The sequence below is a fragment of the Cohnella thermotolerans DSM 17683 genome (assembly GCF_000429825.1).
Lineage (GTDB): Bacteria > Bacillota > Bacilli > Paenibacillales > Paenibacillaceae > Cohnella > Cohnella thermotolerans.
In genome coordinates this window covers 533,240-558,494 of record NZ_AUCP01000001.1, presented here as the reverse complement: position 1 = coordinate 558,494, position 25,255 = coordinate 533,240, and the positions used below count along the sequence as shown (strand labels likewise).

Annotated in this window: 25 protein-coding genes; 19 read left to right on the top strand and 6 right to left on the bottom strand. The window is 60.6% G+C overall.

The features are described from left to right. Positions 1–32: 32 nt before the first annotated feature. From G485_RS0102660 to eat, 4 genes are all read left to right on the top strand, one after another. Complete coding sequence (locus G485_RS0102660; protein WP_027091258.1) at positions 33–1,511, top strand: ethanolamine ammonia-lyase reactivating factor EutA; 1,479 nt, start codon at positions 33–35, stop codon at positions 1,509–1,511. Positions 1,512–1,588: 77 nt separating this feature from the next. Further along, positions 1,589–2,953: an ethanolamine ammonia-lyase subunit EutB gene (locus G485_RS0102655; protein WP_027091257.1), complete on the top strand. Its 1,365-nt coding sequence runs from the start codon at positions 1,589–1,591 to the stop codon at positions 2,951–2,953. Between the two features lie 29 nt (positions 2,954–2,982). Next, entirely contained in the window at positions 2,983–3,705 is a 723-nt protein-coding gene (gene eutC, locus G485_RS0102650) for an ethanolamine ammonia-lyase subunit EutC (RefSeq protein WP_027091256.1), read from the top strand. A gap of 39 nt (positions 3,706–3,744) precedes the next feature. Next, complete coding sequence (gene eat / locus G485_RS0102645; protein ID WP_027091255.1) at positions 3,745–5,115, top strand: ethanolamine permease; 1,371 nt, start codon at positions 3,745–3,747, stop codon at positions 5,113–5,115. A 60-nt stretch (positions 5,116–5,175) separates the two neighbouring features. On the opposite strand, the gene G485_RS0102640 is transcribed toward eat, so the two are convergent. Beyond that, on the bottom strand, positions 5,176–5,742 hold the full coding sequence (locus G485_RS0102640) for a hypothetical protein (RefSeq protein WP_027091254.1): 567 nt from the start codon (positions 5,740–5,742) through the stop codon (positions 5,176–5,178). 238 nt (positions 5,743–5,980) lie between these two features. Here G485_RS0102640 and G485_RS0102635 point away from each other — a divergent pair, with 238 nt between their 5' ends. From G485_RS0102635 to G485_RS0102585, 11 genes are all read left to right on the top strand, one after another. Next, positions 5,981–7,375: a CapA family protein gene (locus G485_RS0102635; protein ID WP_027091253.1), complete on the top strand. Its 1,395-nt coding sequence runs from the start codon at positions 5,981–5,983 to the stop codon at positions 7,373–7,375. Further along, positions 7,375–8,127, top strand: a complete 753-nt coding sequence (locus G485_RS0102630; RefSeq protein ID WP_051317960.1) for a glycerophosphodiester phosphodiesterase — start codon at positions 7,375–7,377, stop codon at positions 8,125–8,127. The genes G485_RS0102635 and G485_RS0102630 overlap by 1 nt, the downstream gene beginning before the upstream one ends. A 6-nt stretch (positions 8,128–8,133) precedes the next feature. Next, complete coding sequence (locus tag G485_RS0102625; RefSeq protein ID WP_027091251.1) at positions 8,134–8,772, top strand: fumarylacetoacetate hydrolase family protein; 639 nt, start codon at positions 8,134–8,136, stop codon at positions 8,770–8,772. 340 nt (positions 8,773–9,112) lie between these two features. Further along, a complete protein-coding gene (locus G485_RS24850; RefSeq protein ID WP_035154379.1) occupies positions 9,113–10,216 on the top strand; it encodes an iron-containing alcohol dehydrogenase family protein in 1,104 nt (367 codons plus the stop codon). A gap of 43 nt (positions 10,217–10,259) precedes the next feature. Further along, the gene (locus G485_RS31185; RefSeq protein ID WP_276203327.1) at positions 10,260–10,388 is read left to right on the top strand and encodes a hypothetical protein; all 129 of its coding nucleotides are present in this window, start codon (positions 10,260–10,262) and stop codon (positions 10,386–10,388) included. Between the two features lie 37 nt (positions 10,389–10,425). Continuing rightward, complete coding sequence (locus G485_RS0102610) at positions 10,426–10,914, top strand: GNAT family N-acetyltransferase (protein ID WP_027091250.1); 489 nt, start codon at positions 10,426–10,428, stop codon at positions 10,912–10,914. 3 nt (positions 10,915–10,917) lie between these two features. After that, positions 10,918–12,012, top strand: a complete 1,095-nt coding sequence (gene hisC, locus G485_RS0102605; RefSeq protein WP_027091249.1) for a histidinol-phosphate transaminase — start codon at positions 10,918–10,920, stop codon at positions 12,010–12,012. A gap of 783 nt (positions 12,013–12,795) precedes the next feature. Next, positions 12,796–14,214 (top strand): extracellular solute-binding protein, encoded by a 1,419-nt coding sequence (locus G485_RS0102600; protein ID WP_027091248.1) that lies wholly within the window; start codon positions 12,796–12,798, stop codon positions 14,212–14,214. Positions 14,215–14,312: 98 nt separating this feature from the next. Further along, positions 14,313–15,194: a carbohydrate ABC transporter permease gene (locus G485_RS0102595; protein ID WP_027091247.1), complete on the top strand. Its 882-nt coding sequence runs from the start codon at positions 14,313–14,315 to the stop codon at positions 15,192–15,194. Continuing rightward, positions 15,194–16,024, top strand: coding sequence for a carbohydrate ABC transporter permease (locus tag G485_RS0102590; RefSeq protein WP_027091246.1), 831 nt, complete (start codon positions 15,194–15,196; stop codon positions 16,022–16,024). The genes G485_RS0102595 and G485_RS0102590 overlap by 1 nt, the downstream gene beginning before the upstream one ends. Positions 16,025–16,154: 130 nt before the next feature. Then, a complete protein-coding gene (locus G485_RS0102585; RefSeq protein WP_027091245.1) occupies positions 16,155–16,676 on the top strand; it encodes a DNA-deoxyinosine glycosylase in 522 nt (173 codons plus the stop codon). 31 nt (positions 16,677–16,707) lie between these two features. On the opposite strand, the gene G485_RS0102580 is transcribed toward G485_RS0102585, so the two are convergent. The 4 genes from G485_RS0102580 to G485_RS0102565 form a co-directional block, all read right to left on the bottom strand. Further along, positions 16,708–17,940 carry an aminopeptidase gene (locus tag G485_RS0102580; protein ID WP_027091244.1) on the bottom strand — a complete coding sequence of 411 codons (1,233 nt, stop codon included), beginning with the start codon at positions 17,938–17,940 and terminating at the stop codon, positions 16,708–16,710. 168 nt (positions 17,941–18,108) lie between these two features. After that, complete coding sequence (gene pepF, locus G485_RS0102575; protein ID WP_027091243.1) at positions 18,109–19,908, bottom strand: oligoendopeptidase F; 1,800 nt, start codon at positions 19,906–19,908, stop codon at positions 18,109–18,111. A 271-nt stretch (positions 19,909–20,179) separates the two neighbouring features. Continuing rightward, positions 20,180–20,359, bottom strand: a complete 180-nt coding sequence (locus tag G485_RS0102570; protein ID WP_027091242.1) for a hypothetical protein — start codon at positions 20,357–20,359, stop codon at positions 20,180–20,182. Positions 20,360–20,395: 36 nt separating this feature from the next. Further along, positions 20,396–20,629, bottom strand: coding sequence for a hypothetical protein (locus G485_RS0102565; protein ID WP_027091241.1), 234 nt, complete (start codon positions 20,627–20,629; stop codon positions 20,396–20,398). Between the two features lie 196 nt (positions 20,630–20,825). Here G485_RS0102565 and G485_RS0102560 point away from each other — a divergent pair, with 196 nt between their 5' ends. After that, positions 20,826–21,545, top strand: a complete 720-nt coding sequence (locus tag G485_RS0102560) for a class I SAM-dependent methyltransferase (RefSeq protein ID WP_027091240.1) — start codon at positions 20,826–20,828, stop codon at positions 21,543–21,545. Between the two features lie 105 nt (positions 21,546–21,650). Beyond that, positions 21,651–21,848 (top strand): cold shock domain-containing protein, encoded by a 198-nt coding sequence (locus G485_RS0102555; protein WP_027091239.1) that lies wholly within the window; start codon positions 21,651–21,653, stop codon positions 21,846–21,848. A gap of 400 nt (positions 21,849–22,248) precedes the next feature. Here the strand turns inward: G485_RS0102555 and mnmA are convergent, their stop codons facing one another. Next, the gene (gene mnmA, locus G485_RS0102550; protein ID WP_027091238.1) at positions 22,249–23,376 is read right to left on the bottom strand and encodes a tRNA 2-thiouridine(34) synthase MnmA; all 1,128 of its coding nucleotides are present in this window, start codon (positions 23,374–23,376) and stop codon (positions 22,249–22,251) included. Positions 23,377–23,639: 263 nt separating this feature from the next. Between mnmA and cymR the strand changes: the two genes are divergently transcribed. Further along, entirely contained in the window at positions 23,640–24,059 is a 420-nt protein-coding gene (cymR, locus tag G485_RS0102545) for a cysteine metabolism transcriptional regulator CymR (RefSeq protein WP_027091237.1), read from the top strand. Between the two features lie 15 nt (positions 24,060–24,074). Beyond that, a complete protein-coding gene (locus G485_RS0102540) occupies positions 24,075–25,238 on the top strand; it encodes a cysteine desulfurase family protein (RefSeq protein ID WP_027091236.1) in 1,164 nt (387 codons plus the stop codon). Positions 25,239–25,255: the final 17 nt, after the last annotated feature.

The following is a 25,255-nucleotide window of genomic DNA, read 5'->3' as shown; positions in this document are numbered from 1 at the left end:
GTTCTTTGGCTCGGATGAAAGGAGCGGAAAGGATGGACGAATGGATGAACAGTGTCGGCATCGATCTGGGTACCAGCACGACCAAATGGCTGCTGTCCAGATTAAGGCTGACGCGAACATCGGGCGGCTTTGCCTTGCCGAGATACGAGATTACCGAGAGGAAGATCGAATATGCCAGTCCGGTCTATCCGACTCCGCTTCTCGGCGAGGATCGAATCGACGTCGCTTCGGTCGTCGCGCTGCTCGAAGCGGAGTACGCAAGAGCGGGGCTGCGGCCGGAAGACGTCCGTACGGGAGCGGTCATCGTAACGGGCGAGACGGCCACCAAGCGCAACGCCGAGGAGCTGACACGCGCGCTGGCCCGGCATGCCGGGCAATTCGTGGTGGCGACCGCCGGCGCGGATCTGGAATCGATGCTGGCCGGCAAGGGCTCCGGCGCCTTTCGCCGTTCGCTGGAGACGGACGGCGTCGTCGCCAACGTCGATATCGGCGGGGGGACGGCCAATACCGCGTATTTTCGCCGCGGCGCCCTGATCGCCACCGTCACGTTGCATATCGGCGGACGGCTGGTCCGGCTTGACGAACGCGGACGGGTGCTGTATGCCGCCGCAGCTCTCCGCAGGTGGGCGGCCGAGTCGGGCGGTGGCGTCCGCCTGCCGGAGGAGGGAACGCGCACGACCTTCGACACGCTGCGGCAATTATGCCGGGCGATGGCGGATATTCTGCTCCGGTGCGTGAGCGGGGAACCGGCGGCGCTGCTCGCCGCCAGGCCGCTGTTTGTCGGCGTGCCGGCGAACGCCCTGCCGGCGCCGGACGAAATTTGGGTGTCCGGCGGGGTCGGCGCCCTGATGGAGAAGTCTCCGCCGGAAACGGTCGGGGACACGGCCCGGCACGGGGATATCGGCCCGCTGCTGGCGGCGGAGCTGGCGAAGGCTGCGGACGCTTGCCCGATCACGGTTCGGCCCTCGCCGGCCGCGGCGCGGGCGACGGTCATCGGGGCGGGCACGCAGACGACGGAAATCGGCGGCGCCACGATGTATTGCAGTCCGGGGGTGCTGCCGCTCCGCGACGTTCCCGTCGTCGTCTGCGAAGCGCCGCCGGAGGCGGGCGATGCCGCGGAGGACGCGCGGCTGCTCCGGGAAGCCGCCGCCGCCGCCGTCCGCGAAGGCATCGCCGCTTACGCCGGGGCCGGCGGCGATCCGCCGTTTGCGCTTTCCCTGCGCGTCGCCGGCTATTGCTCGTACCGCCGGCTGCAGCGGCTGGCGGACGCCTTGGCAGCGGCATACGGCTCGGAGGCGCTCCGCGCGACAACGCCGCTGCTCGTCTGCGAGAGCGACATGGCCAAGTCGCTGGGCTATGCGCTGCTCGGCAAGCTCGGGGAACGACAGCGCAACCGGCTGGTCTGCCTCGATCAATTGTCGCCGCGGGAAGGCGATTATATCGACGTCGGCGAGCCGATCAAGGAAGAGGTGGTGCCGGTTGTCGTCAAAAGCCTGGTGTTCGGCGAATGAGGCGAGGGGAAGAACGGCATGAAGGCGGCCGAAAAACGGATAAAGACGGCAGAACGCATGAAGAGGAGGAATCGAAAATGAAGCTTCATACGACGCTTCGGGGCAAAGAGTACCGGTTTCGCGATTTGAAGGATTTGCTCGCCAAGGCGAACGAGGAGCGGTCGGGCGACGGCCTTGCCGGCATCGCCGCCGCGGATATGACGGAGCGGATCGCGGCCAAGTCGCTGCTGGCCGACTGCTTGCTGTCCGATATTCGCAACTTCGCTCCGCTCCCGCCCGAGAAGGACGAAGTGTCGCGGGTGATCGAGGAAGGGGTGGACGAGGAAGTTTATGCTTCCATCAAGGGGTGGTCGGTTGCCGAGCTGCGGGAATACGTTCTGCGCACGGAGACGGACGGCAACGAGCTGCTAAGGCTGGGGAGGGGGATGACGAGCGAGATGATCGCGGCGCTATGCAAGCTGATGTCCAATCTCGATCTTATCCAGGCCGCCGCGAAAATCGAGGTGATCACGACTTGCCGCGCGTCGATCGGCTACCGGGGCACGCTGGCCTCGCGGGCGCAGCCGAACCATCCGACCGACCATGTCGTCGGCATGAAAGCCTCGCTGTTCGAAGCGCTCGCCTACGGGATCGGAGATGCCGTCATCGGCATCAATCCGGTCAGCGATACGACCGAAGCGATAAAGGCGCTGCTGCATGCGACGCAAGAGGTCATAGCCCATTGGGACATTCCGACGCAAAACTGCGTACTCGCCCACGTCACCACCCAGATGCGCGCGATAAAGGAAGGCGCCCCTGCGGATATGCTGTTCCAAAGCCTCGCCGGTACGGAGGAAGGCAACCGGGGGTTCGGCGTCGATGTGGCGCTGCTGAAGGAGGCGGATGCCCTGATCCGGGAAATGGGAACGGCCGACGGGCCGAACCGCTGGTATTTCGAAACGGGGCAAGGCTCGGAGCTGTCCTCGGACGCTCATTTCGGCATCGATCAGGTTACGCTTGAGGCGCGCTGCTACGGACTCGCCCGCAGGTTCAACCCGTTCATCGTGAACACGGTCGTCGGGTTCATCGGACCGGAGTATTTGTACGACAGCAAGCAGGTCATCCGCGCCGGACTGGAGGACCATTTCATGGGCAAGATGCACGGGCTGCCGATGGGGGTCGACATTTGCTATACGAACCATATGAAAGCCGACCAGAACGATATGGAGCTGCTCGGCATTTTGCTGGCGACGGCCGGCGTCAACTTTATGATCGGCGTGCCGATGGCGGACGACTGCATGTTGAATTATCAATCGATGAGCTACCACGATATCGCCGCCATCCGCGAAACGCTCGGCAAGCGGCCGGCGCCGGCTTTCGAGCGATGGCTCGAGAAGTCGGGCATTCTGGCGGAAGGCCGGCTGACGGCGGCGGCGGGAGACGCCAGAAGATTTCTGTTCTGAACCGGCCGTAACGGAAAGGGGAGAGGAATATGGAAACGAGCGGAACGAACCGGGGAGCCGACCGGTTCCGGGAGTGGATGAAATTTACGCCGGCCAGGCTCGATGTCGGGCGGACCGGAACGCGGCCGCTGACGACAGAAATGCTGAAATTTCGCCTCGATCATGCGGCGGCGGTGGACGCCGTCTACGGGGAGGTGCGGGAAGAGACGCTGGCCGAGTTCGGACTGTTTACGGTGGAGACGCAGTACCGCGACAAGGAGTTTTACCTTAAGCGTCCCGACAGCGGGCGCGTCCTGTCGGAAGAAGGCGCGCGGGACATCGTCCGGCGCTGTATGCGCCGGCCGCAAGTGCAGATCGTCGTATCCGACGGCCTAAGCGCCAAAGCGATCGACGACAACCTGGCGGACGTTTTGCCCGCGCTGCGCGACTCCCTGGCCGCCAACGGGCTGACGGAAGGGACGCCCTTTTTCGTCAAGGGCGGAAGAGTGGGCGTTATGGACGACATCGGCCGGCTGTTGGAGCCGGAAACGCTCGTGCTGCTGATCGGGGAGCGCCCGGGCCTGGCGACCGCCTCGTCCATGAGCGCGTATATGTGCTACCGCCCCGGACCGGGACGGAAGGACTCCGACCGGATGGTCGTCTCCAACATTCATGCGGGCGGAACGCCGCCGACGGAAGCCGGAGCGCATATCGGCGCGCTGCTGCGCAAAATGATCGAACAGAAGGTAAGCGGAGTAAGGCTGGAGGTTTGAGCAGGACGATTTTTAGATCAAAAAGGAGCGGAGCTTGTCATGGAAAATCAAACATTGCGCAAAACGTTGAAGCCGATCCATCTGTGGTCGATCGCGGTCGGCATGGTCATTTCCGGGCAATATTTCGGCTGGAACTACGGATTTTCCGAAGGAGGCGTCATCGGCATGACGATCGCCTCGCTGCTGGTGACCGTCTTTTTCGCTTGTTTCATCTTCAGCTATGCCGAACTGTCCACGTCCATTCCGAACGCGGGAGGCCCGTCTGCCTACGCGGCCAGAGCCATGGGGCCGTTCGGCGGCTATGCGGCCGGAATCGCCTGTCTGCTGGAGTTCGTGTTCGCGCCGCCGGCGATTGCGGTTTCGACCGGAGCCTACGTTCACTTCCTCGTTCCGGCCGTCAGTCCGGTCTGGGTGACGACCGGCGTTTTCGTCCTGTTCATTGTCATCAACATGGTCGGCATGAAAGGGGCTGCGCTGATCGAACTGGTCGCCACCGTCATCGCCCTCGTCGGTCTGGCGCTGTTCTATACGGCAGGTCTGCCCCATGTGAGCCTCGACCGTCTCGTTCCCGCAGAGGCGTCTCCGACGACTATGGGCGGGGTGCTCGCGGCCGTTCCGTTCGCGATCTGGTTTTTCCTCGCGATCGAAGGCGGAGCGATGGCGGCCGAGGAGGTGGAAAATCCGAAGCGCGACATTCCGCGCGGCTTTATTTCCGGCATTGTGACTCTTGCGGCCGCTACCGTGCTGACGCTGCTCGTCACCGCGGGGCTCGGCGGCGGCGAAGGCGCGCCGGCGGATTATCCGCTGCCGCAAGCTCTCAGCAACGTATACGACGAGGGCAACTGGACGGTCGTTGCGGTGACCGTCATCGGCCTCGTCGGCTTGATCGCCAGCCTGCACGGCATCATCATCGGCTATTCCCGCCAAACCTACGCGCTCTCCCGCGCAGGGTACTTGCCGAAGTTTCTGTCCAGGCTGAACCGCCGCGGCGTCCCGGTGTGGGGGTTGATCATTCCCGGAGCGATCGGCGTCGTCTGCGCCGGTTCCGCCGCTTTTGCCAGCGCGCTTATCGAGCTTGCCGTATTTGGGGCGGTGCTCATGTACTGCCTGAGCATGATTTCCCTGTTCATTCTGCGCTTCAAGGAACCGAAGCTCGAACGCCCGTTCCGGGTCGCGTTCCCGGTCGTTCCGGCCGTTGCCCTGGCGCTTGGCCTGCTGTTCCTGTTCTGCGTGGTCCGCTACAGCATGCTCGTAAAGACGATGCCCGTGCTCGGCGTGAATGTTCCGCTGTGGGCGGTCGTCGCGGCGATTTATGCCGCTGCCTTCCTGTACTACGCCGTGAAAGGAAGACATTCCGTAACGGCGGACAGAGCGGTTATCGCCGAGCAGCCGCTTGTTCAAAACCGCTAACGGACGTCCGTGGTGTCCGTTAAATGGCCCGTGTGCCGGAACGGTGCGGCGGCTGCGGAATTACCGAACTTCGGCCGCGCTCAGGATGAGCCTCGAATGCTTCAGCACCTTTAAGCGGTAGTTGCGTCCCGGCTCAAGTTTTACTTCTTGCACGGCGATTTCGTATTGCGCGCCGCCGGCCGTTTTGACCTGATCCCCGCCCCGTCTGGGATCCCATACATCCACAACCTTCGCTTCGACGAAGACAGGGCCCTGAACGATATCCGCAGCGGCGTTGCCCAGCATAAACAGCGGGTATAACGCAATGACGGACAGAACGAACTGAATAAAATAAAGAAATTTTTCCTTGCCGCCGTTCGTCTCCCGAGCTCTGCGCATGATGTAAACGATAATGTAGCTTAAAATGAGCAGAGCTCCGCAGTTTCCGGTTATGGCCATCCATAAGACGCTGCGTTCTTCCGAGGAATATTCGGCCCAAACGGCAACCGTGCCGGCAAGCCAAGCGAGCACGAGCCCGAGACGAAGAAGGGTTCTCTTTTTCTTGTACCAAACCCGGCTTTCGGGCGATAACAGGTTCAGGACGGTAAACGTTAAGACAAAAGGAAAGGCTTTGGACTTTGCGCGCATCGCTCCGCTTCCTTTCTGGATGAAGTCTTTTACATTATATCAGCGATCGGAAAACGAACAAATAACGCGTACGATCCGACATCCATTCCAAGGAGGAGCTGTTGCCGGGGATAGCGGTCCGAATGGCCGTTATTTAACGACGCGCCGCGTTGCCGCAAAAACGGGCGGGATGGAAGCCCATAGGCGCGAGGGTGTGGTATAATTACGGGCAGGAAATGGTTATGGAGGAATCGCAAACATGCCCTACTCCCGTACCCGCACGCATCAGAAAACGAGAAAGAGACGCTTCCGCAAGCTGGTCTACGTCAATTTGGCTCTGCTTCTTGCCGTCGTGGCGGCGGGAGGGCTGCTCGTTTACCAATGGAACAACAAGGACGACGGCAAGCTGGCGAACGCGCTTCCAACCGGCAGCGCATCGGCATCGCCCGCAACCGGCGCGGATTCATCGCCGGGAGAGCCGCCTTCCGATTCGGCGCAATCGGGGGAAGAAGCTGCCCCTTCCGACGAACCGTCCCCTTCGGCCGATGCGTCCGCTTCGGCCGAGCCGTCGGCCTCCGACGTGCCGTCCCCCGCGGACGAGCCCGCCGCCTCCGGCGAACCGGCCGCGGGGGGCGGGCCGACACCGGCGGGCGGAGGCGGAGACGACGAGGCGCAGGATAGCGGCGGCAAGGTGAAGCTCGCCTTCGTGGGCGACATTTTGCCGGCCGCTCGCGTAGGAGAGCTGATCGAGAAGAACGGCGTCGATTATCCTTTTGCCGGATCGGTGCAGTCGCTCAAGTCCGCGGACATTACGGCGGGCAACCTGGAGACGCCCATTACGAACCGGGGCACGCCCGCCGAGAACAAGACCTACGTGTTCCGCGGCAAGCCGGAATATTTGGCCGGCATTAAAAATGCGGGCTTCGACGTATTGTCGCTGGCCAACAATCATACATTGGATCAAGGCTGGGAAGGGCTCAGCGACACGATGGACTACCTGGACGACGCGGGACTCAAGCATATGGGCTCCGGCGCCGACGACAAGGAGGCGTTCACGCCGGTGTACATCGAGAGCAAGGGAATACGCGTCGCCTACATCGGCGTCACGAACGTCGTACCGGAGGCGTCGTGGAAGGCCGACAAGAACCATCCCGGCGTCGCGGAGACGTACGATACGACCCGGGCCGTCGCCGCGATCAAGGAAGCCAAGCAACTGGCGGACATCGTGGTCGTCATGGTGCATTGGGGCAAGGAGCGAAGCCAGAATCCGATTCCGGTTCAGACGAGCGTCGGGCATACGTTCATCGATGCCGGCGCCGATCTGGTCGTAGGTTCCCATCCGCATGTGCTGCAAGGCTTCGAATATTACAAAAACAAATGGATTGCGTACAGCCTGGGCAATTTTATTTTTACGACGTCGACCAACTCCATTACCCGACAAACGGGCGTATTGACGGCCTCCTGCGGGAAGAACGGATCGTGCGCCTTGTCGTTCGAGCCGATGTACTCGACGAATTCACAGCCGGCTCCGATGGAACCGACGGACGGCGCGTTGCTGCTGTCGCAGCTCTCCGAGCGATCGTTCGGAGCCAAGATCGACGAGCTGGGCAACATCGTCCCGTCATCCTCCGTCAGCGGGAAGGAGACTCCATGATGATTGGAACGGATCGGATGCGGCTGCATCCCTGCGTCGCGCATCGCGGATGGTCGGGCGGCGCTCCGGAGAACACGCTGGCGGCGTTCCGGCTGGCGCTGTCCGAGCCATGCGTTCACTGGATCGAGCTTGATGTGCATTTGAGCAAGGACGAGGTGCCGGTCGTCATCCACGACGCAACGCTGAACCGGACGACGAACGGCAAAGGCAAAGTAAGGGACAAATTGGCATGCGAGCTGGCGCAGCTGGATGCGGGCGGATGGTTCCACCCGATTTACTCGGGCGAGCCGGTTCCGACGTTGGAGCAAGTGCTGGCGCTCATCGTCGGCCGAAGCCGGCTGAATATCGAGCTGAAGGAAGGCACGCCCGACACGCGGCTGCTCGTGCGCCGGGTGGTCGAGCTCGTCCGGGCTTACCGCATGGACAGGGAGGTCGTCATTACTTCTTTCGATCCCCAATTGATCGCTCAGGCCAAGCAATATGCGCCTGGCATTAGAACCGGCCTCATTACCGACCGCAAGCCCAAAGATGTCGTCCGGCAGCTGCAGAAGCTGCAGGCGTCGTTCTTATCGATCGATTATAAGCAAGTCGGTCCGTCCTTGCTTCGGGAGACCGCCGAAGCGGGCATTCAGGTGATGGCCTGGACCGTCAATCAGCCGAGCGACTTGGCGAGGCTGGCGGCCATGCCGGAGCCGTTCCAAATTTGCACCAATTACCCGGACCGCTGGCTGGCGGCCGTAAAGGAAGGATAAGCGGCGATGACGACGATCAAACGACAGGATATCCGGAACATTTATTGCGTAGGACGCAACTATCGGCTTCATGCCGCCGAATTGGGCAACGCCGTGCCCGAAGCTCCGATGATCTTCACGAAGCCGACGCATGCTCTCGTTCCCTGGCAAGGAGAAGTCGCCCTGCCCGGAACGTTCGGCTCCGTCCATTACGAAGCCGAGCTTGTCTTGTTCGTCAGCGAGCCGTACCGGCCGGACCGCCCCCTCGACGAACAGATATCGCATTTCACGGTCGGGCTTGATTTTACGCTGCGCGACGTGCAGGACAAGATCAAGGCCAAAGGCTATCCCTGGCTGGAAGCCAAAGGCTTCCGCAACTCGGCCGCCGTCGGGAACTGGCTGCCGTATCCGGGCATCGACGAGCTGGCTAAGCGCGATTTCACGCTGCGCCTGAACGGACGGGAAGTGCAGCGCGGCAACATGAAGGACATGGTCTTCAGCATCGGAGAGCTGGCGGAATTCGTTAACGAACGCTTCGGGCTGGGCGCCGGCGACTTGCTCTACACGGGCACGCCGGCAGGCGTAGGCGCCCTGCAATCCGGCGACCGGCTCGTGTTGGAGTGGGACGGCAACGAAGTGGGCAACGGCGTCGCCATCCTTCGATAGAACCGTTCTATCCATCGTCTCCATCGGTCTCGGCTTGTTGCCGGGGCCTTTTTCGTGTTTCGGGAGAGCAAAACATTGCACACGAATGGCCCGACGGATGAAGCCGCAGGACGATTGATCGATATCGCCGATGTATCAATAGATTTTATCTATTAAAATTTCCGTTGACACCGGGGCAGGCGGCAACCTATACTCGGATTAAATACAACTAATCAACTTGTAATACTTAGTATTATCTCGATGCGCAAGGCCCACCGGTCAACCCGGAGGCCGGGAAACGACCGTTTGCCCTATGGGGACGGCGATTCCCGGCCTTTTCCAATTACAGGAGGGAGCAACGATGATTACGATCAAGGCGCCTGGAAAATACGCGAACGAACCGGGGGTGCTGGACAAAAGCGGGCCTTGGATCGCCGCGCTCGGCCGCAGAGCTTTCGTCGCGGGAGGCAAGACGGCATGGGAGAAGACGTCCGCCAAGCTTACGGCCAGCCTGCGGCAGGCCGGCGTCGATTTTACGGTCCGGGAAGTTACCGGTCCGTGCACCCGCGAACGAATCGACGAATTGGCGGACGGCGCGAAGCGGTATGAAGCCGATCTCGTGATCGGCATTGGCGGAGGGCGCGCGCTGGATTTGGCCAAGGCGGCAGGGGACAAGCTGGCGCTTCCCGTCGTCGCCGTCCCGACGGTGCCCGCCACTTGCGCGGCATGGTCGGCGCTGACGGTGCTCTACGATGAGGAAGGCCGCTCGGCAGGCTATTTGCCGCTGAGCCGTTCGCCCGAATGGGTGCTGGCCGATTCGGAAGTGCTGGCCGCCGCGCCGAGACGCTATTTGGCGGCCGGGATCGGCGACACCATCGTCAAGTTCTACGAGACGGGAGCAGGGGAGGCTTCCGGCGGCCACGGGCGGCTCGACGTCCGCATCGGGTTGCAAACGTCGCGGCTGGCGCTCGATATTTTTCGCGAGCACGCTTTGCGGGTGTTTGAGGAAGCGGATCGCGGCAACGTCACGGCGGCTTTCGCGGACGTAACCGATTCGATCGTGCTGCTGGCCGGCTTGGTCGGAAGCATCAGCAGCGGCGCGGCAAGAGCCCCGATCGCCCACGCCATTCACGACAGCCTGACCTGGTTTCCGGAGACGCACGGGACGCTGCACGGCGAGAAAGTGGCTTTCGGCCTGATCGCCCAGCTTGCGCTTCTGGGACAAACGGAAGAAGCCCGCTACTGGGCCGAATTCCAGCACCGGCTTGGGTTGCCGGTTACGCTGCGGCAGCTCGGATTCCCGGAGGACCGGCCGAACGTGCCGGAAGCGATCGCATCCGGCGTCAAGCTTTCGGATGATGTGCTCCAGGCGCTTCCCGTCCCGGCCGACGGCCCCCGGTTGGCGGCGGCGATCGCGGAAGCGGACCGCATCGGGGCGGCCGTTCGAGCAACCGTTCGATCCTGAGAGGTGGAAAACGAGATGAACCGCAAAGCACGCAATGCACGGCATGGCATTTTATTTTCCTATGGCTGCTGTCGGCCGCCATTACGAGCAGCTCATTTTGAACCGCGTGCTGGGACGCAGGGAAGGATCGGCGCATGTGGCGGCCGAGCGGAGAGTAAGCTATTCCATCTGACTGTACGGCAAAATGAACCTAGAAGGGGGATTTTACGATGGCTCGTATCACCGCTGCAGCCGAAGACGTCCGCAGCCCCGACGCGCAGCAGCTCATTCGCGAGCTGAGCGACGAGCTCGCGAAACTGTACGGCGTCGGCGACGGAAGCGCGGGCTTCCGGCCGGAAGACGTCGAGAAGCCGCGGGCCGCGTTCGTCGTGGCTCGTCTGGACGGCCGGCCCGCCGGATGCGGGGCGCTTCGGCCGCTTACCGACGGCTCCGCCGAAGTCAAACGGATGTATACCCGCGCCGAGTACCGGCGCAAAGGGGTGGCGCGGGCGATTCTCGCCGAAATCGAGCGTCTGGCGGGCGAATTCGGCTACCGCAGCGTCAAGCTGCAGACCGGACCGCTGCAGCCGGAAGCGATCGCGCTTTACGAACGCGTCGGCTATTATCGCATTCCCCGTTACGATGGGGATTGGGATCAGGTGTTGGCGTTTCAGAAAGACTTGTCGCCCGCTCAATCCCGCGCCCTGAAGGAGAGATGACCGATGTGCGCGCTGCCGATCCGCGAATCGCTGAACGCCATTCCGGTGTATAAACCGGCCAAATCCTCGGAGGACTCCGGTCGGGACCTGACCCGAATCGTTCGGCTGGCCGCGAACGAGAACACGCTCGGCTTCTCGCCGCTGGCGGAAGAGGCCGTTCGCCGGGCCGCCGCCCGGATGAATTGGTACCCGGACCCCCATTCGTCGCGGCTGCGTGCCAAGCTGGCCGAGAAGAGGGGCTTCCTTCCGGAGCAGCTTATTTTCGGGAACGGCTCGTTCGAATTGCTGTCGCTCGCCGCGCAGGCTTATTTGAATCCGGGGGAGGAGGCGATCGTTCCCTCGCCCTCGTTCGGCTGGTACAATGTGGCGACGCTGGGCGCCGGAAGCGTTCCAGTCGTCGTGCCCCTGACCGATCACAAGATCGACTTGTCCGCGATCCGGGAGAGGCTGACGCCCCGTACGCGTCTGATTTGGCTGTGCAACCCGAACAATCCGACCGGCACTTACTTCAGCGCCGGAGAGCTGGAAGCTTTCCTCGCGGAAGTGCCGGATTCGGTCGCGATCGTCGTCGACGAAGCCTATTACGAGTATGCGGACGGCGAAGATTATCCCGATACCGTCCGCCTTCTGGAGCGTTACCCGAACCTGATCGCGGTTCGCACCTTCTCCAAGGCGTACGGGCTGGCCGGTCTTCGCATCGGCTATGGCATCGCTTCGCCCGGGACGATCGAGACGCTGAACCGGATTCGCCCGCCGCTGAACGTGAATGCGCTGGCGGAAGCGGCGGCCGTTGCCAGCCTCGAAGATACCGACTTCGTCGCGGCCGTGCTCGCCAACAACCGCGAACAGAAGCGCTTCTACTACGATTCGTTCCGTGAGCTCGGGCTGGCATATTTGCCGACGGCCACGAACTTCATCATGGTCGACCTCGGAACGGAGAGCGATCCGGTATATGCGGAAATGGCGCAGAGAGGCGTTCTCGTGCGGCCGGGCAGCGACTTCGGCATGCCGACCTGGCTGCGGATCTCGATCGGCAAGCCCGACGAGAACCGGCGGGCGGTAGAGCTGCTGCGGCAAGCGCTGGGCGCGAAGGTGTAGCAGGCGAAGCAAGTTTGAGCCCGGCCGGGATGAACTCGGCCGGGCCGTTTTTTTAAAAAATAGAGTGCTGTTGCAATCAACTTGCGAGCGAATCTTTCACCTGTCGTTCGAACTTCACCGATCGGCCGTTGTCAACGGCACCCCGCGCTATCGGACCTGCGCCTTACGAACCCTGTGCACCTTATTTGGGCAAAAAAGCTTGTTTAAAAATGGTAACGAACTCCAGCGTCGCTATTACGGGTTATGCGCGGCATTCTCTCGATTTTTTGCTTCAATAGCGTGGCTGAAGTTCGTTAGAACAACAAAAAGACAATACAGATTCTTTTAAGAACTATACGATTCGTTAGGAAGGCAGCCTCGGGGAGCCCGGGCGGCAACTCGTTCCCCGCGTTGAGACGAACGCCATCCTGACGATGCATACACCGATATGATCGGCTCCGGCGGAAGGGGGGAACCGACGGAGGAAGCTTTCCCTCGGCGGCTTCCAAAGCTTCTTGCCTCCCTAGGGAAGCCGCAGGCGATTTGGCCTCTCTACGATCGGATGGAGTGAATGAGGCAAGGCATCCGCAACTCCGCTGGAGCTGTAACCCGGTGCGGTAGAAGAACATGCGTGCATCGGCCAATCGCATTTTTTATCGGATAAACTCTCCTTCGCTGTCGAAAACCCGCTTTTCAAGACGATCTTATCCCTCTATTAAGCGTTTGAGGCCCTTACGAGCAGTCCAATCCGACTTACAATAAGGAGGTAAGCAGCGACACATAACTTATGGGAGGGTCTCACGAGTGGAAAAGAAACTTGTTTCGGTACTGGCCGTATCGGTCGCCATGACGGCGTTCCTCGCCGCGTGCGGCAACGGCAACGACAACGAAGGCAGCTCCGCTTCCCCATCCGCCAGCGAGAGTCCGAGCGCATCGCCGTCGGCGTCCGCGCCGGCATCGGAATCGGCGTCTCCGGAGAAAGTCGAGAACTTCACCGTGTCGCTACGCCACATCCAAATCGGCGACGCGCAGAAGTTCCGCAAAGCGATTCTTGACGACGTCGTCAAACAGACGGAAGCCGACGTTCCGGGGCTCAAAATCGAGCTGGACGGCATCGAGGACAACGTCAACCGCTTCACGAAGCTTCCGGCCGAGATGGCCGCAGGCAACCCTCCCAAAATATTCGACGTCTTCGGCGGCGCCGGCGATACGCAGAAGTACGCCAAAGCGGGACGCATGCTCGACCTGACCCCGATTCTCGACGAGCTCGGACTGAAGGACAAATTCCTCAACGGGGTTCTCGATCCGTTCTCCGTGGACGGCAAAGTGTACGGCTTGCCGATCGGCGGCAACACGGAAGGCATTTTCTACAATACGGATCTGTTTGCGAAGTACAATCTGAATCCTCCGACCACGTGGGACGATCTGATCAAGGCGGCCGACACGCTCAAGCAAAAAGGCGTTACGCCGTTCGCGGTGGGCTCCAAAGGGGCGTGGGTGCCCAACATGCTCGTCAACACGTTCATCGGCCGCATCGCCGGCGAGAACACGAACGCGGGCTTCATCACCGGCGCTTCCAAGTGGAATTCCCCGGACGTCGTCGCCGCTTACCAGCTGTTCGCCGATTGGGAGAAGAAAGGGTACTTCACCAAAGGCGAGCTAGGCAAAGAATACGGCGACATGCTCAACGACTTCGTGGCGGGCAAAGCCGGCATGATGTTCGACGGCTCCTGGCGCTCGTCGGCGTTCAAGAACGACGCCGTCGGCGCCGCGATCGCGGGCAAGGTCGCATTCGTCAGCCTGCCGGCCATCCCGAACGGCAAAGGCGACCAGACGTCCGTCAACGCCAACTACGGCGAGGGCTACGGCTTCTCCGCCGATCTGAACGACAACGAGCTCAAAGCGGTCAAAGCGTTCATCAAAAACATGTACAGCGACGAAATGCAGCTCCGCGGCCTGCTGGAAGACGGCGTGCTGCCTTCCATGCAGCTGTCGGACGAATCGATCGCCAAGGTGACGGACCCGATCGTGAAGCAGGTGCTCGATGTGCTCAAGAACGCCGGCACGACGTTCCCGCACTTCGACTCCGTCGTGCAATCGAAAGTATACACAGAGACCGAAACGCAGCTGCAAAAGCTGATCGCGAACAAGGCAACGCCGCAGCAAGTCGGCGACGCAATCCAGAAGGTGCAAGACGCCGAGAACGCCGCCGCAGCCAAGTAAGCTAGCCGTACGAAGAGGCGCCTCCCGCCCGCGCGTGGTTGGCGCCTCCCGACTTTCCGGGGATGCAGGCATCTCCGGCGACGGCGGGGGGAGAGACTATGAAAACCACACTCAGAAATCCCTATGTTTATCTCTTATTCGTCCTTCCTACGATCGCGCTTTATTTCCTTTTCTTTATTTATCCGATGCTGACCTCCGTCTACTACGGATTTACGAATTGGAACGGGCTGGACACGAAGGACTTCGTCGGGTTCGACAACTTTGTCAACGCATTCAAGGACGCCGACTTCCGCAATTCCATCGTCAACAACCTTTACATTTTGCTTTTCTCCTGCTGCGTGCAAGTGCCCCTGATCGTCGTCTTCTCGCTTCTGATCAGCAGCGTGAAGCGGTTCCAGGGCTTCTACAAGACGACGGTGTTCATGCCGTCCATTCTGTCGACCTCGGTCATCGGGATTCTGTGGGGATACATTTACGATCCTGACGTCGGCCTGATCAACAGTATTTTGCAAGCGTTCGGTCTGGAGCCGATTTATTTCCTGGCCGACATGAAGTGGGCTCTCGTATCCATCCTGATCACGAACGCCTGGCAATGGATGGGGTTCTATATCGTGCTTATTCTGGCCGCGATTCTGGCCATTCCGAAGGATATCGACGAAGCCGCCATGATCGACGGAGCGACCGGCGTCCAGCGGGCCTGGTATTTGACGGTGCCGCTCATCAAGCCGATTATCAACGTCGTCATCATGCTGTCGATCGCGGGCGCTCTGCGCGTCGTCGACATCGTGCTCGTCATGACGGGCGGCGGTCCCGCGGGAGCGACGGACGTCATGGCTTCGTACATGGTGAATAAAGCGATCAAATACGGCGATTACGGATACGGCACGGCGCTGTCCATCATCATTTTCGCGTTCGCGCTCGTGCTGACCGCCCTTTATCAAATCTTGATCGTCAGAAGACAGGAAAAGGTGGAATATTGATGACGGCAACCGTACGCAAATCCATTCCGCACATGGTCATGATCGCCTACATCGTCGTCATTCTTGCGCCCTTCCTGTTCATTTTGTTCTCTTCGTTCAAGGCGAACAACACCGAGATCGCAACGCATCCGTTCGGCTTGCCCAAGAAGTGGGTGTTCGAAAACTACAAGGAAGCCTGGGTCAAGGCGAAAATCAACGTTTACTTTTTCAACAGCCTCTATTTGGCGCTCAGTTCCGCGGTCGTCGGCGTGCTTCTGGCCGCCGCGACTTCCTTCGCGATTACCCGCATGCGGTTTAATAGGATCAGCTCCTGGGTTTATCAATTCGTTCTGATCGGAATGCTCATTCCGGGCAACGTGCTGTTTATCGCGCAGTACCTTCTGGTGCAGAAGCTTGGCATCCTCGATACGCACTGGTCGCTGTTTCTGCCGTATACGGCGGGCGCGCTGCCGTTCAGCGTGCTGCTGATCGCGGCGTTCATGCGGTCGATTCCGCACGAGCTGGAGGAAGCCGCCGTCGTGGACGGGATGAGCGTCTTCCGGATGTTTTTCCAGATCGTCCTGCCGCTCACCGTTCCAGCGCTCGTCACCGTGTTTATCGTCAACTTCCTCGGCAACTGGAACGAATATTTGCTGTCGTTCTTCTTCATCAGCAAGGACGCGCTGCGCACGCTGCCTTCCGGCATGGTCCAGTTCCGCGACGCGTTCCAGACGAATTACGCGCTCGTCTGCACGGGCATCGTGTTCAGCGTCCTGCCGGTGCTCGTGATGTACACGTTCCTGCAACGGAAAATCATCGAAGGGCTTACGGCGGGCAGCGTCAAAGGCTGAGCCGCGGGCCGCGGGCAAAAAAATGGCGGCGCAGGGATCAACTCCTGCACCGCCATGTTATTTTTACCATTTGCGCCGGCGCCTCTGCAATGGGACAATGGAGAGACCATGCAAGGAGGTCGCGCACCCGATGAATACCGCTCCAAGAGTGCACTCGTTCCCGCCCGTCGCGGACGAGCGTTCCCGCATCTTGATTCTGGGCAGCATGCCCGGCGTCGCCTCGCTGGAGGCCCATCAATATTACGGCAACCCGCGCAATTACTTGTGGCGGATTCTCTACGCCCTGCTGGCGGACGGCGTTCCGGACGAACGCTACGAGGATCGGCTCGCCTTCGCGCTGCGGCACGGCTTCGCCCTCTGGGACGTGTACGCATCCTGCGTGCGCAAAGGCAGCCTGGACAGCGACATCCGGGATGCGGTGCCGAACGACATTCCCGGCCTGCTGCGCCGCTGCCCGAGCCTCTCGGTCGTCGCCTGCAACGGCGGCACGTCGCACGCCGCGCTGCTCAAACGGTTCGGCAGCGACCCGGAGCTGCGGAAGCGGACCGTTCTCCGCCTGCCGTCGACGAGCCCGGTGCCGACGCCGCACTATCGCGGCCTGGAAGACCGGCTCGCCGCCTGGCGAACCGCGCTCGCGCCTTACTTGCCGTGAGCGTGCAGCGGCCAGACCGGCCAAACTCCGCTTAAATCGCCCAGTTGCCTTTGCGGAAAATGGGCTCTTCCTTGCCGTCCGCGGTCATGCCGTAAATATCCATCTCCGCCGAGCCGACCATGAAGTCGACGTGGGTGAGGCTCGTATTCAATCCTCTGGCCTTCAGCTCCTCCTGCGACAGCCCCGTGCCGTTCTTCACGCAGAACGCGTAGGCGCTGCCGATCGCGAAATGGTTGGAGGCGTTCTCGTCGAACAGCGTGTTATAGTACAAAATGCCGGATTGCGAGATCGGCGAATAATGGGGGACGAGCGCCACTTCGCCAAGATAGTGCGAGCCTTCGTCCATCTCGACGAGGTTCTTCAACGCCTCTTCGCCTTTCTCCGCCTTCACGCCGACGATGCGGCCGTTCTCGAACGTCAGCGTGAAGTTGTCGATCAGGTTGCCGCCGTAGCTGAGCGGCTTCGTGCTGGAGACGCGGCCGTTCACGTCCGAAGCGAGCGGGGCGGTGAACACTTCCTCCGTCGGCAAGTTTGCGACGAACGGCGTTCCGGCCTCGTTGACACTGTCGGCCGCCACCCAGATATGATCCTGCGGAAGGCCGACGAACAGGTCGGTTCCGGGAGCGACGTAGTGAAGCCGCTTGTATTGCTTGGCGTTCAAATAATCGGCCTTCTCGTTCAGCGTCCGGATGTGCTCCTGCCAAGCGGCGACCGGATCGCCCGCGTCGACCCGGGTGGCGCTGAAGATGGCGTCCCACAGCTTCGCGATCTGCTCTTCCCGGGGCAAGCCGGGGAACACTTTGGCCGCCCAGGCGGCGGAAGGGGCGGAGACGACGCACCAGCTGAATTTGTTCGCCTGCGCATATTCCCGGTATTTCTTCATCGCTTTGCTGTACGTTTTTTGATGATTGACGATTCGCTCCTGCGGCACGCCCTTGAGCAAGTCCGGGTCGGAGGAGACGATGCTGACGACCGCCGCATTGTTCTCGATCAGCTCGTTCATTTCCCCGGCGTACCATTTCGGCTCCTCGAGGAAGGCGCCGTCGTCGGCATGATCGTAGCGCAGACGGGCGATCGTGTCGTCGCTCCAGTTCACTTTGACGAGGAAGGCGCCGGCTTCATAGCCTTTGCGCGCGACGGCGCGTACGAGCTCCACGGCGTCGGTCGTCGCGTTGACGACCAGCTTCTGGCCTTTCTGGACACGAAGGCCTATGTTGACGATCAGATCCGCGTAGCGGTCGAGTTTCTCCTGATGGGTGGTCATGGGCAAAGATCCTCCTAGCGTAGGGAAGCTTGGCTCCCGATTGTTCTCTCTAACTATAGCATACGGTTCATGCGGGTTCCCAATTGCGCTGCGAGCGGCTTTACGATAAAAAAAGCGCCCGGCATCGGGAATCCGAAGATTGCCCGGCGCCGGGGTGGCTTGTATGCTTTAACGGCCTTCCGTCAGCTTCTCCATCTCTTCGATCAGCCCTTCGAAGACGCTCATCGCCTGGGCGATCGGCTCCGGCGTAGACATGTCGACGCCGGCTTTTTTCAGGATATTGATCGAATAGTCGCTGCCGCCGCTCTTCAGGAAGCCGAGGTAACGGTCCACAGCCGGCTGTCCCTCGTCGAGAATTTGCTTCGCGAAGCTCGTCGCCGCCGAGAAGCCGGTTGCGTATTTGTACACGTAGAAGCTCGTGTAGAAATGGGGGATGCGCGCCCATTCCATCTCGATGTCCTTGTCGACGGCCATGTCGTTCCCGTAGTACTTGACGTTCAAATCGTAGTAGATGTCGCAAAGCTCTTGCGGCGTGAGCGCCTCGCCGTTCTCCGCCTTGGCGTGTACGATCTTCTCGAATTCCGCGAACATCGTCTGGCGGAAGACGGTCGTCCGGAACTGGTCCGCGTAATAGGTGAGCAGGTACATTTTTTCCTTCGGATCGTCGGATTTGTTCAGCAGGTAGTTCATCAGCAGCGCCTCGTTCAAGGTGGAGGCGACTTCCGCCAGGAAGATCGTGTACTGCGCGTCCCGGTATTCGTTGCTCTCGTCCGAATAGTAGGAATGCAGCGCATGGCCCATCTCGTGCGCCAACGTGAACATGCTGTTCAGATTGTCCTTATGGTTGAGCAGCACGTACGGATGCGTGCCGTAAGCGCCCCAGCTGTAAGCGCCGCTGCGTTTGCCTTCGTTCTCGTAAACGTCGATCCAGCCGTTGTCGAAGCCGCTTTGCAGCACTTTGCGGTAATCGTCCCCGAGCGGAGCCAGGCTGGCGTAGACGGTCTTTTTGGCTTCTTCGTACGTGATGTCCATATCGAATTCGTCGACGAGCGGCGCGAACAAATCGTACATGTGCAATTCGTCGACCTTCAGCAGCTTTTTGCGCAGCGCCATGTAGCGGTGCATCAGAGGGAGATGCTCGTGTACGGTGGCGATCAGGTTGTCGTATACGCTCACGGGAATGTTGTCTCCGAACAGCGACATTTCCAGCGCCGAAGGATAATGGCGGGCGTTCGCGTAGAAAATGTTCTTGGTCACGTTGGCGTTAAGCGTCGCAGCCAGCGTGTTGCGCCATTTGCCGTACGTCTCGTACACGGCTTTGAAGGCGTCCTTGCGCACGTTGCGGTTGCGGCTCTCGAGGAACTGGATGTATCGGCCGTGCGTCAGCTCGACTTCCTCGCCTTTTTCGTTCTTGATCTTCGGGAACTTCATGTCGGCGTTGTTCATCATGCCGAAGATCGTGCTCGGCGCCTGGGACACGTTGCCGACCTGGGCGAGCAGCGATTCTTCCGCTTTGGACAGGACGTGGGGCTTCTGGCGAAGCATCTCGCGAAGCGTCCGTTTGTATGTAGGCTTCAGCGCCGGGTCCTGAATGAACGTTTGCAGCTGCTTTTCGGAGAGCGACAAAATTTCGGGCGTGATGAACGACAGCGCCTCGTTCACTTCGACGCTCAGCTTCTTGGCTTTCTCCGACAAAGCCTGATATTTGCCTTCCGCCATATCTTCGTGGTGGCGCATGTTGGCATAGGCATAGAGGCGTTCCAGCGTCATGGACAAGTCGTCTTCCAGATCGAAGCATTCGGCGATCGCGGCGGCGTTGTTCAGCTTGCCCTGGTAGCCCGCGATCTCGCCGATTTGTTTGCGCACTTTGCCGTATTCGGCATCCCATTGCGCTTCATTCGGGAATAAGTCCTCCAGCTTCCAGCGGAATTCCGCCGGCGTCTCGCTGCGTTTCGGTACTTGGTTCATGGACTTGGAATACCTCCTCTTGGATATGATATCGCGGCTGTCCCTTTGTTCGGCCGCCGTTCCCTTTGAAGCTTGCGGGTTCGGGGCGGGGGCCGCGGCGGAACACAACAAAGACAACGCCGCCAGAGCGGCGGCGGACGGCAGAACATACGATTTCATGAACGGACCTCCGAACTTGCGGGTAGAGTTGCCGTTCCTAGTATGTCCAGCCTTGTTGCTTTTTACGATCGGATGGGAAGCTTCGGCTTCCGGCCCTTCTTCTCCCCTGGGCTCAGGTGCCGGCGGTGAAGAGGGCGTACGCGATCAGGAAAAAGGCGAAAACGACCAGTACGAGCGCGGTGATGGCAAGCCCTCGCCGCAATTGCGGGGGGATCGACTGCCGCTGCCAGATGATGACGGCCGCCAGCCCGAACGAAGCGACGGCGAAAATAAGCGTGGCGTTGTGGTCCAAGATGCCGGCAACCTCCTAGTCAAAAAACGTAAATCGTCAAATCGAGCGAAGGTTGTTCAGCGTCTCGCGCAGCTGGTCTTCGCCGCCGGGAAAATCTTTAGCCTGGAAATGATTTTCCGCCCAGTGCATCATCTCCGCCCGGCTGAGAAACCTGTGGCATTCCTCGCCCCATTGGTCGGAGATTTCGCGGACGACGAGCGTCTTGCCCTGCACTTCGACGGTCAGCATGTTGTAATTGTCGTGCTTGTAAATGACGTGTTTGGCGAACATCCTTAAGTCTCCAATAAGCCGCCTGTTGGCGATATTTTCTTAATCATAGAAGAGATGGACGCAGAAATCAACGTGCCCGCCCGGAATCGGCCGCTTGACAGGAAGACCCGGCGGCGTTCATGATGGAATTGGAATCCGGCAGCGGATTACCTGCGAGACGAGCCGAGAAGAGATGAGACGAGAGGAGAAGAGAAGAATGAACGCATTCGAAAGTCAAAATTTGCCCGCCTACCCGCAAATCGGCGTGGCGTCCACTTGCCGGTCTTACCGGGAGTATATGGACATGTTCGGCTTGAATGAGGCGGACTTGCGCGGTGGACCGGTGCTTGACGTCGCCGGGGGAGCGTCGTCGTTCACGGCGGAGCTGCACGGCATGGGACTGGACGCGACAGCCGCGGACCCGTTCTACGAAGGAGACCGGGAGGCGGTCATCGCCGCAGCCGCCGAAGAGCTATCCGTTTCTTCATTAAAAGTGGAGGCGTTGCGGGACGTTTACGATTGGAGCTATTACGGCACGCCGGAGCGGCACAGAACGATGCGGGAGAAGGCGCTGGCGCGATTTGCCGCCGATTTTCGCAAGGACATAGGGGGCAGCCGGTATGTGGCCGCTGCGCTCCCCGAGCTTCCGTTTGCGGACGGGGCGTTCCGGACGGTGCTATGCAGCCATTTCCTGTTTCTGTACGGCGACCGTTTCGACGAACGGTTCCATCAAGAGGCGCTGGACGAAATGTTGAGGGTGACCGCGAGCGGGGGAGAAATCCGAATTTATCCGCTGGTGACGCTAAAGTGGGACATATCCCCAATTATTCAGAATATTATGGAATATGTTCGGGATCGGGCGGAGCCTTTCCTTGTTCCGGGCAAATTGCCTTTTATCCCCGTTGCTAGCGAGGTTTTGCTGCTTCGGAAGCGCTGAAACGGACAACTCGGAACAAAAAGTTCACATATTGCGTCTTGACAATGAATCGGTTATAATTGTCTTATTCGCCGATTGACGGCGAGATTTTAGGAGGTTTTTCATTTGAGAGGAACAGTTAAGTGGTTTAACGCAGAGAAAGGCTACGGCTTCATCTCCGTAGAGAACGGCAACGACGTATTCGTTCACTTCTCTGCGATCCAAGGCGAAGGCTTCAAGACCTTGGAAGAAGGTCAAGCGGTTGAATTCGAAATTACGCAAGGCAACCGTGGACCGCAAGCATCCAACGTGGTGAAACTGTAAGTCTCGCCTAGGCGAAGGCTTATCGCATATCACGAACGAGCGCTAACGAACAAAGCCTCCGGTTTCGGCCGGGGGTTTTTTCCTGTATCCGGAATTTGGAAAATAATGGATCGATCGGCACGGACATCCCCTTTTCCCGACCCCGTCCCATTATCCCTTTCCGTCAGAAGGAACGGTTCCGATGAAGGTTCCTCGTCGGAAACGGACCCAGGAACCGGACGGGAATAGCCCTCTTTCTGAATGAAAGGGATAATGGGAGGATTCCGCGGAAACAGCTTCAAGCCGAGTGAGGGGGAGCCTACGGGGGGCAGCCCAACCCTGAAGGAAAGGGATAGTGGGCTGGGATTGCGCAAACGCAAACGCCCCGCCCGAAGGCGAGGCGTTTGTACGGCCGGCGCGCTTAGGCGCTCTCGGCGGGAACGCTGCGATGCACCCGCTCGATCGTGCCGCCGCCGAGGCAGACGTCGCCGTCGTAGAAGACGACGGCCTGGCCGGGGGTGATGGCCTTCTGCGGCTCGTCGAAGTCGACGCGGACCGAGCCGTCGGGAAGCGGCGTTATCGTGACGCCCTGGTCCGGTTGGCGATAGCGGAACTTCGCCGTGCAGCGCAGCGGGCCGGCCGGCTTGTCCGGGCTGATCCAATGGACCGCTTCCGCGGTCAAACCGGTCGAATAGAGGCTCGGGTGCCGGTCGCCCTGCACGACGTACAGCACGTTGCGCTCCAGATCCTTGTCGGCGACGAACCACGGTTCGCCGGTGCCCGAGCCGCCGATGCCGAGCCCCTGGCGCTGGCCGAGCGTGTAGTACATCAAGCCGTCGTGCCGTCCTTTGACCTCGCCTGTGCGGATGTCCACCATGTCACCGGGCTTGGCGGGAAGGTACTGGCTGAGAAACGCTTTGAAGTTGCGCTCTCCGATGAAGCAGACACCCGTGCTGTCCTTCTTCTTCGCGGTGGCCAGCCCCGCTTCTTCGGCGATGCGGCGCACCTCGGGCTTCGGCAGATGGCCGATCGGGAACATGGCGCGGGAGAGCTGCTCCTGGTCGAGCGCGTGCAGGAAGTACGACTGATCCTTGTTGCCGTCGACGCCCCGCAGCAGCCGATATTGCCCGCCCGCGTTCTCTACGCGCGCGTAATGGCCGGTGGCGATCAAGTCGGCGCCCAGGTCGAGCGCTTTTTGCAGAAATTCGCCGAACTTGATCTCCCGGTTGCACATGACGTCCGGGTTCGGCGTGCGGCCCCGGCGGTATTCGTCCAGGAAGTAGGCGAACACTTTGTCGCGGTACTCCTCTTCGAAGTTTACCGTATAATAAGGGATCCCGATTTGGTCGCACACGCGGCGGACGTCTTCGGCGTCGGCATCGGCGGTGCACACCCCGAACTCGTCGGTATCGTCCCAGTTTTTCATAAAGACTCCGATGACATCGTAGCCTTGCCGCTTCAGCAGCAGCGCCGTCACGGAGGAATCCACGCCGCCCGACATGCCGACGACGACGCGCGTCGAAGCGGGATCGGCTGGGTGATTTTTCATGTTCGATCATCTCCTTGAACCCGCTTTCGGCTCTTGACTCGCGGGTACCCCCCATTGTAGCATAAATGGGCCTTTTTCTCACGCAATCGCGAACATCGGAACTTTGTAAACGAAATGACATGAATATGTTACGTTTTTTTTGTCCACAAAGAGAATTGTTGTGATAACATATATCTGATATGGGGATACTCCTCTATTTACCCGATGATTCCGCAGAAGCGTAAATACAGAAAAGTTTTTTCCGTTGAAAAGAGGTGCGGTTTTTGAAAATTTCCACAAAAGGCCGTTACGGTTTGACAATTATGATGGAGCTGGCGGCCCGATTTGGCGAAGGCCCGATTTCCTTGAAGAGCATCGCGGAGAAAAACGGACTTTCCGAGCATTACCTCGAGCAACTCATCGCGCCGCTGCGCAACGCCGGGATGGTGAAGAGCATCCGGGGAGCCTACGGCGGTTATATTCTGTCCAAGGAACCGGAGGCGATTACGGCGGGCGACGTCATTCGCATTCTGGAAGGGCCGATCAGCCCGGTGGACTTCACCGAGGAAGACGATCCGGCGAAGCGCGACCTGTGGCTGCGCATCCGGGACAGCATCGCGAACGTGCTCGATTCCACATCTTTGTCCGATCTGATCAATTTCAAGGAAGAAGGGGCGCCCGACAGCTACATGTTTTACATCTAGCGGGGGGCGAGCATCATGGAACGGATCTATTTCGACCATGCGGCGACGACGCCGATGCATCCGGAAGCGATTGCGGCGTACGCCGAAGCGGCGGCTCAAGGGCCGGGCAACCCGTCCAGCCTCCACGCGCAAGGCCGCGCGGCGCGCAGCCGCCTGACCGCGGCGAGGGACCGGCTGGCCGGCATTCTTCGCTGCGATCCGGCGGAGCTGGTGTTTACCGGCGGCGGCACGGAGAGCGACAACGCCGCGTTGTACGGAGCGGCCTGGGCACAGCGCAGGCGCGATCCCCGGCGCGTCGGCATCGTTACGACGGCGGTCGAGCATCACGCCGTGCTGAACGCTTGCCGCAAGCTGGAAGCCGAAGGCTTCGAACTCGTCGTGCTGCCCGTCGACGAGACCGGGCGCGTGTCGACGGCGAGCGCGGAAGCCGCCATCGGCGAGACGACGGCAGTCGTCAGCGTCATGTGGGCCAACAACGAAGTGGGCACGCTTCAGCCGGTGGCGGAGATCGGACGCCTCGCCAGGGAGCGCGGCGCGGTCATGCACGTCGACGCCGTTCAGGCATTCGGCTACGAGGCGATCGATCTCGGCGCGCTGCCGGTCGATCTGCTCAGCTTGTCCGCCCACAAGATCAACGGGCCGCAAGGCGTCGGCGCGCTGTACATCCGCAAAGGCACGCCATTCGAGCCGACCGCTCGCGGAGGCTCGCAAGAGCGCAACCGCCGCGCCGGGACGGAGAACGTCGCGGGCATCGCGGCGTTCGCCAAGGCGGCCGAGCTCGCCGCTGCACAGCGAGAAGAGCGGCGCGCCCATGCGGCCGCCGTGCGAGCGGCGCTGCTGGAAGGGCTGGCCGAGCGGCTCGGCCCGGACGGCTTCCGCGTGAACGGCGCGGCGGACGAGGATGCGCGCATTCCGCACATTTTGAACGTCAGCTTTCCCGGCATTTCGAACGAGACGATGCTCATGAATCTCGATTTGTCCGGCGTGGCGGCGTCCGCCGGTTCGGCCTGCACGGCCGGATCGCTGCAGCCGTCCCACGTCCTGACGGCCATGGGACTTTCGAATCAAATTTGCGGCTCCGCGATACGATTTAGCTTCGGTTTGGGGAATAATGAAGCTGAAGCGGAAAAAACCGCAAAAATCATTGCAACCATTGCGACGCGTTTGCGTAATAGATAACAAGCGCCTCGCGCTCG

Coding starts and splice junctions, on each gene's coding strand:
- G485_RS0102660 (WP_027091258.1), top strand. CDS start 33: ATGGACGAATGGATGAACAGTGTCGGCATCGATCTGGGTACCAGCACG.
- G485_RS0102655 (WP_027091257.1), top strand. CDS start 1,589: ATGAAGCTTCATACGACGCTTCGGGGCAAAGAGTACCGGTTTCGCGAT.
- eutC (WP_027091256.1), top strand. CDS start 2,983: ATGGAAACGAGCGGAACGAACCGGGGAGCCGACCGGTTCCGGGAGTGG.
- eat (WP_027091255.1), top strand. CDS start 3,745: ATGGAAAATCAAACATTGCGCAAAACGTTGAAGCCGATCCATCTGTGG.
- G485_RS0102640 (WP_027091254.1), bottom strand. CDS start 5,742: ATGCGCGCAAAGTCCAAAGCCTTTCCTTTTGTCTTAACGTTTACCGTC.
- G485_RS0102635 (WP_027091253.1), top strand. CDS start 5,981: ATGCCCTACTCCCGTACCCGCACGCATCAGAAAACGAGAAAGAGACGC.
- G485_RS0102630 (WP_051317960.1), top strand. CDS start 7,375: ATGATTGGAACGGATCGGATGCGGCTGCATCCCTGCGTCGCGCATCGC.
- G485_RS0102625 (WP_027091251.1), top strand. CDS start 8,134: ATGACGACGATCAAACGACAGGATATCCGGAACATTTATTGCGTAGGA.
- G485_RS24850 (WP_035154379.1), top strand. CDS start 9,113: ATGATTACGATCAAGGCGCCTGGAAAATACGCGAACGAACCGGGGGTG.
- G485_RS31185 (WP_276203327.1), top strand. CDS start 10,260: ATGGCATTTTATTTTCCTATGGCTGCTGTCGGCCGCCATTACGAGCAG.
- G485_RS0102610 (WP_027091250.1), top strand. CDS start 10,426: ATGGCTCGTATCACCGCTGCAGCCGAAGACGTCCGCAGCCCCGACGCG.
- hisC (WP_027091249.1), top strand. CDS start 10,918: ATGTGCGCGCTGCCGATCCGCGAATCGCTGAACGCCATTCCGGTGTAT.
- G485_RS0102595 (WP_027091247.1), top strand. CDS start 14,313: ATGAAAACCACACTCAGAAATCCCTATGTTTATCTCTTATTCGTCCTT.
- G485_RS0102590 (WP_027091246.1), top strand. CDS start 15,194: ATGACGGCAACCGTACGCAAATCCATTCCGCACATGGTCATGATCGCC.
- G485_RS0102585 (WP_027091245.1), top strand. CDS start 16,155: ATGAATACCGCTCCAAGAGTGCACTCGTTCCCGCCCGTCGCGGACGAG.
- G485_RS0102580 (WP_027091244.1), bottom strand. CDS start 17,940: ATGACCACCCATCAGGAGAAACTCGACCGCTACGCGGATCTGATCGTC.
- pepF (WP_027091243.1), bottom strand. CDS start 19,908: ATGAACCAAGTACCGAAACGCAGCGAGACGCCGGCGGAATTCCGCTGG.
- G485_RS0102565 (WP_027091241.1), bottom strand. CDS start 20,629: ATGTTCGCCAAACACGTCATTTACAAGCACGACAATTACAACATGCTG.
- G485_RS0102560 (WP_027091240.1), top strand. CDS start 20,826: ATGAACGCATTCGAAAGTCAAAATTTGCCCGCCTACCCGCAAATCGGC.
- mnmA (WP_027091238.1), bottom strand. CDS start 23,376: ATGAAAAATCACCCAGCCGATCCCGCTTCGACGCGCGTCGTCGTCGGC.
- G485_RS0102540 (WP_027091236.1), top strand. CDS start 24,075: ATGGAACGGATCTATTTCGACCATGCGGCGACGACGCCGATGCATCCG.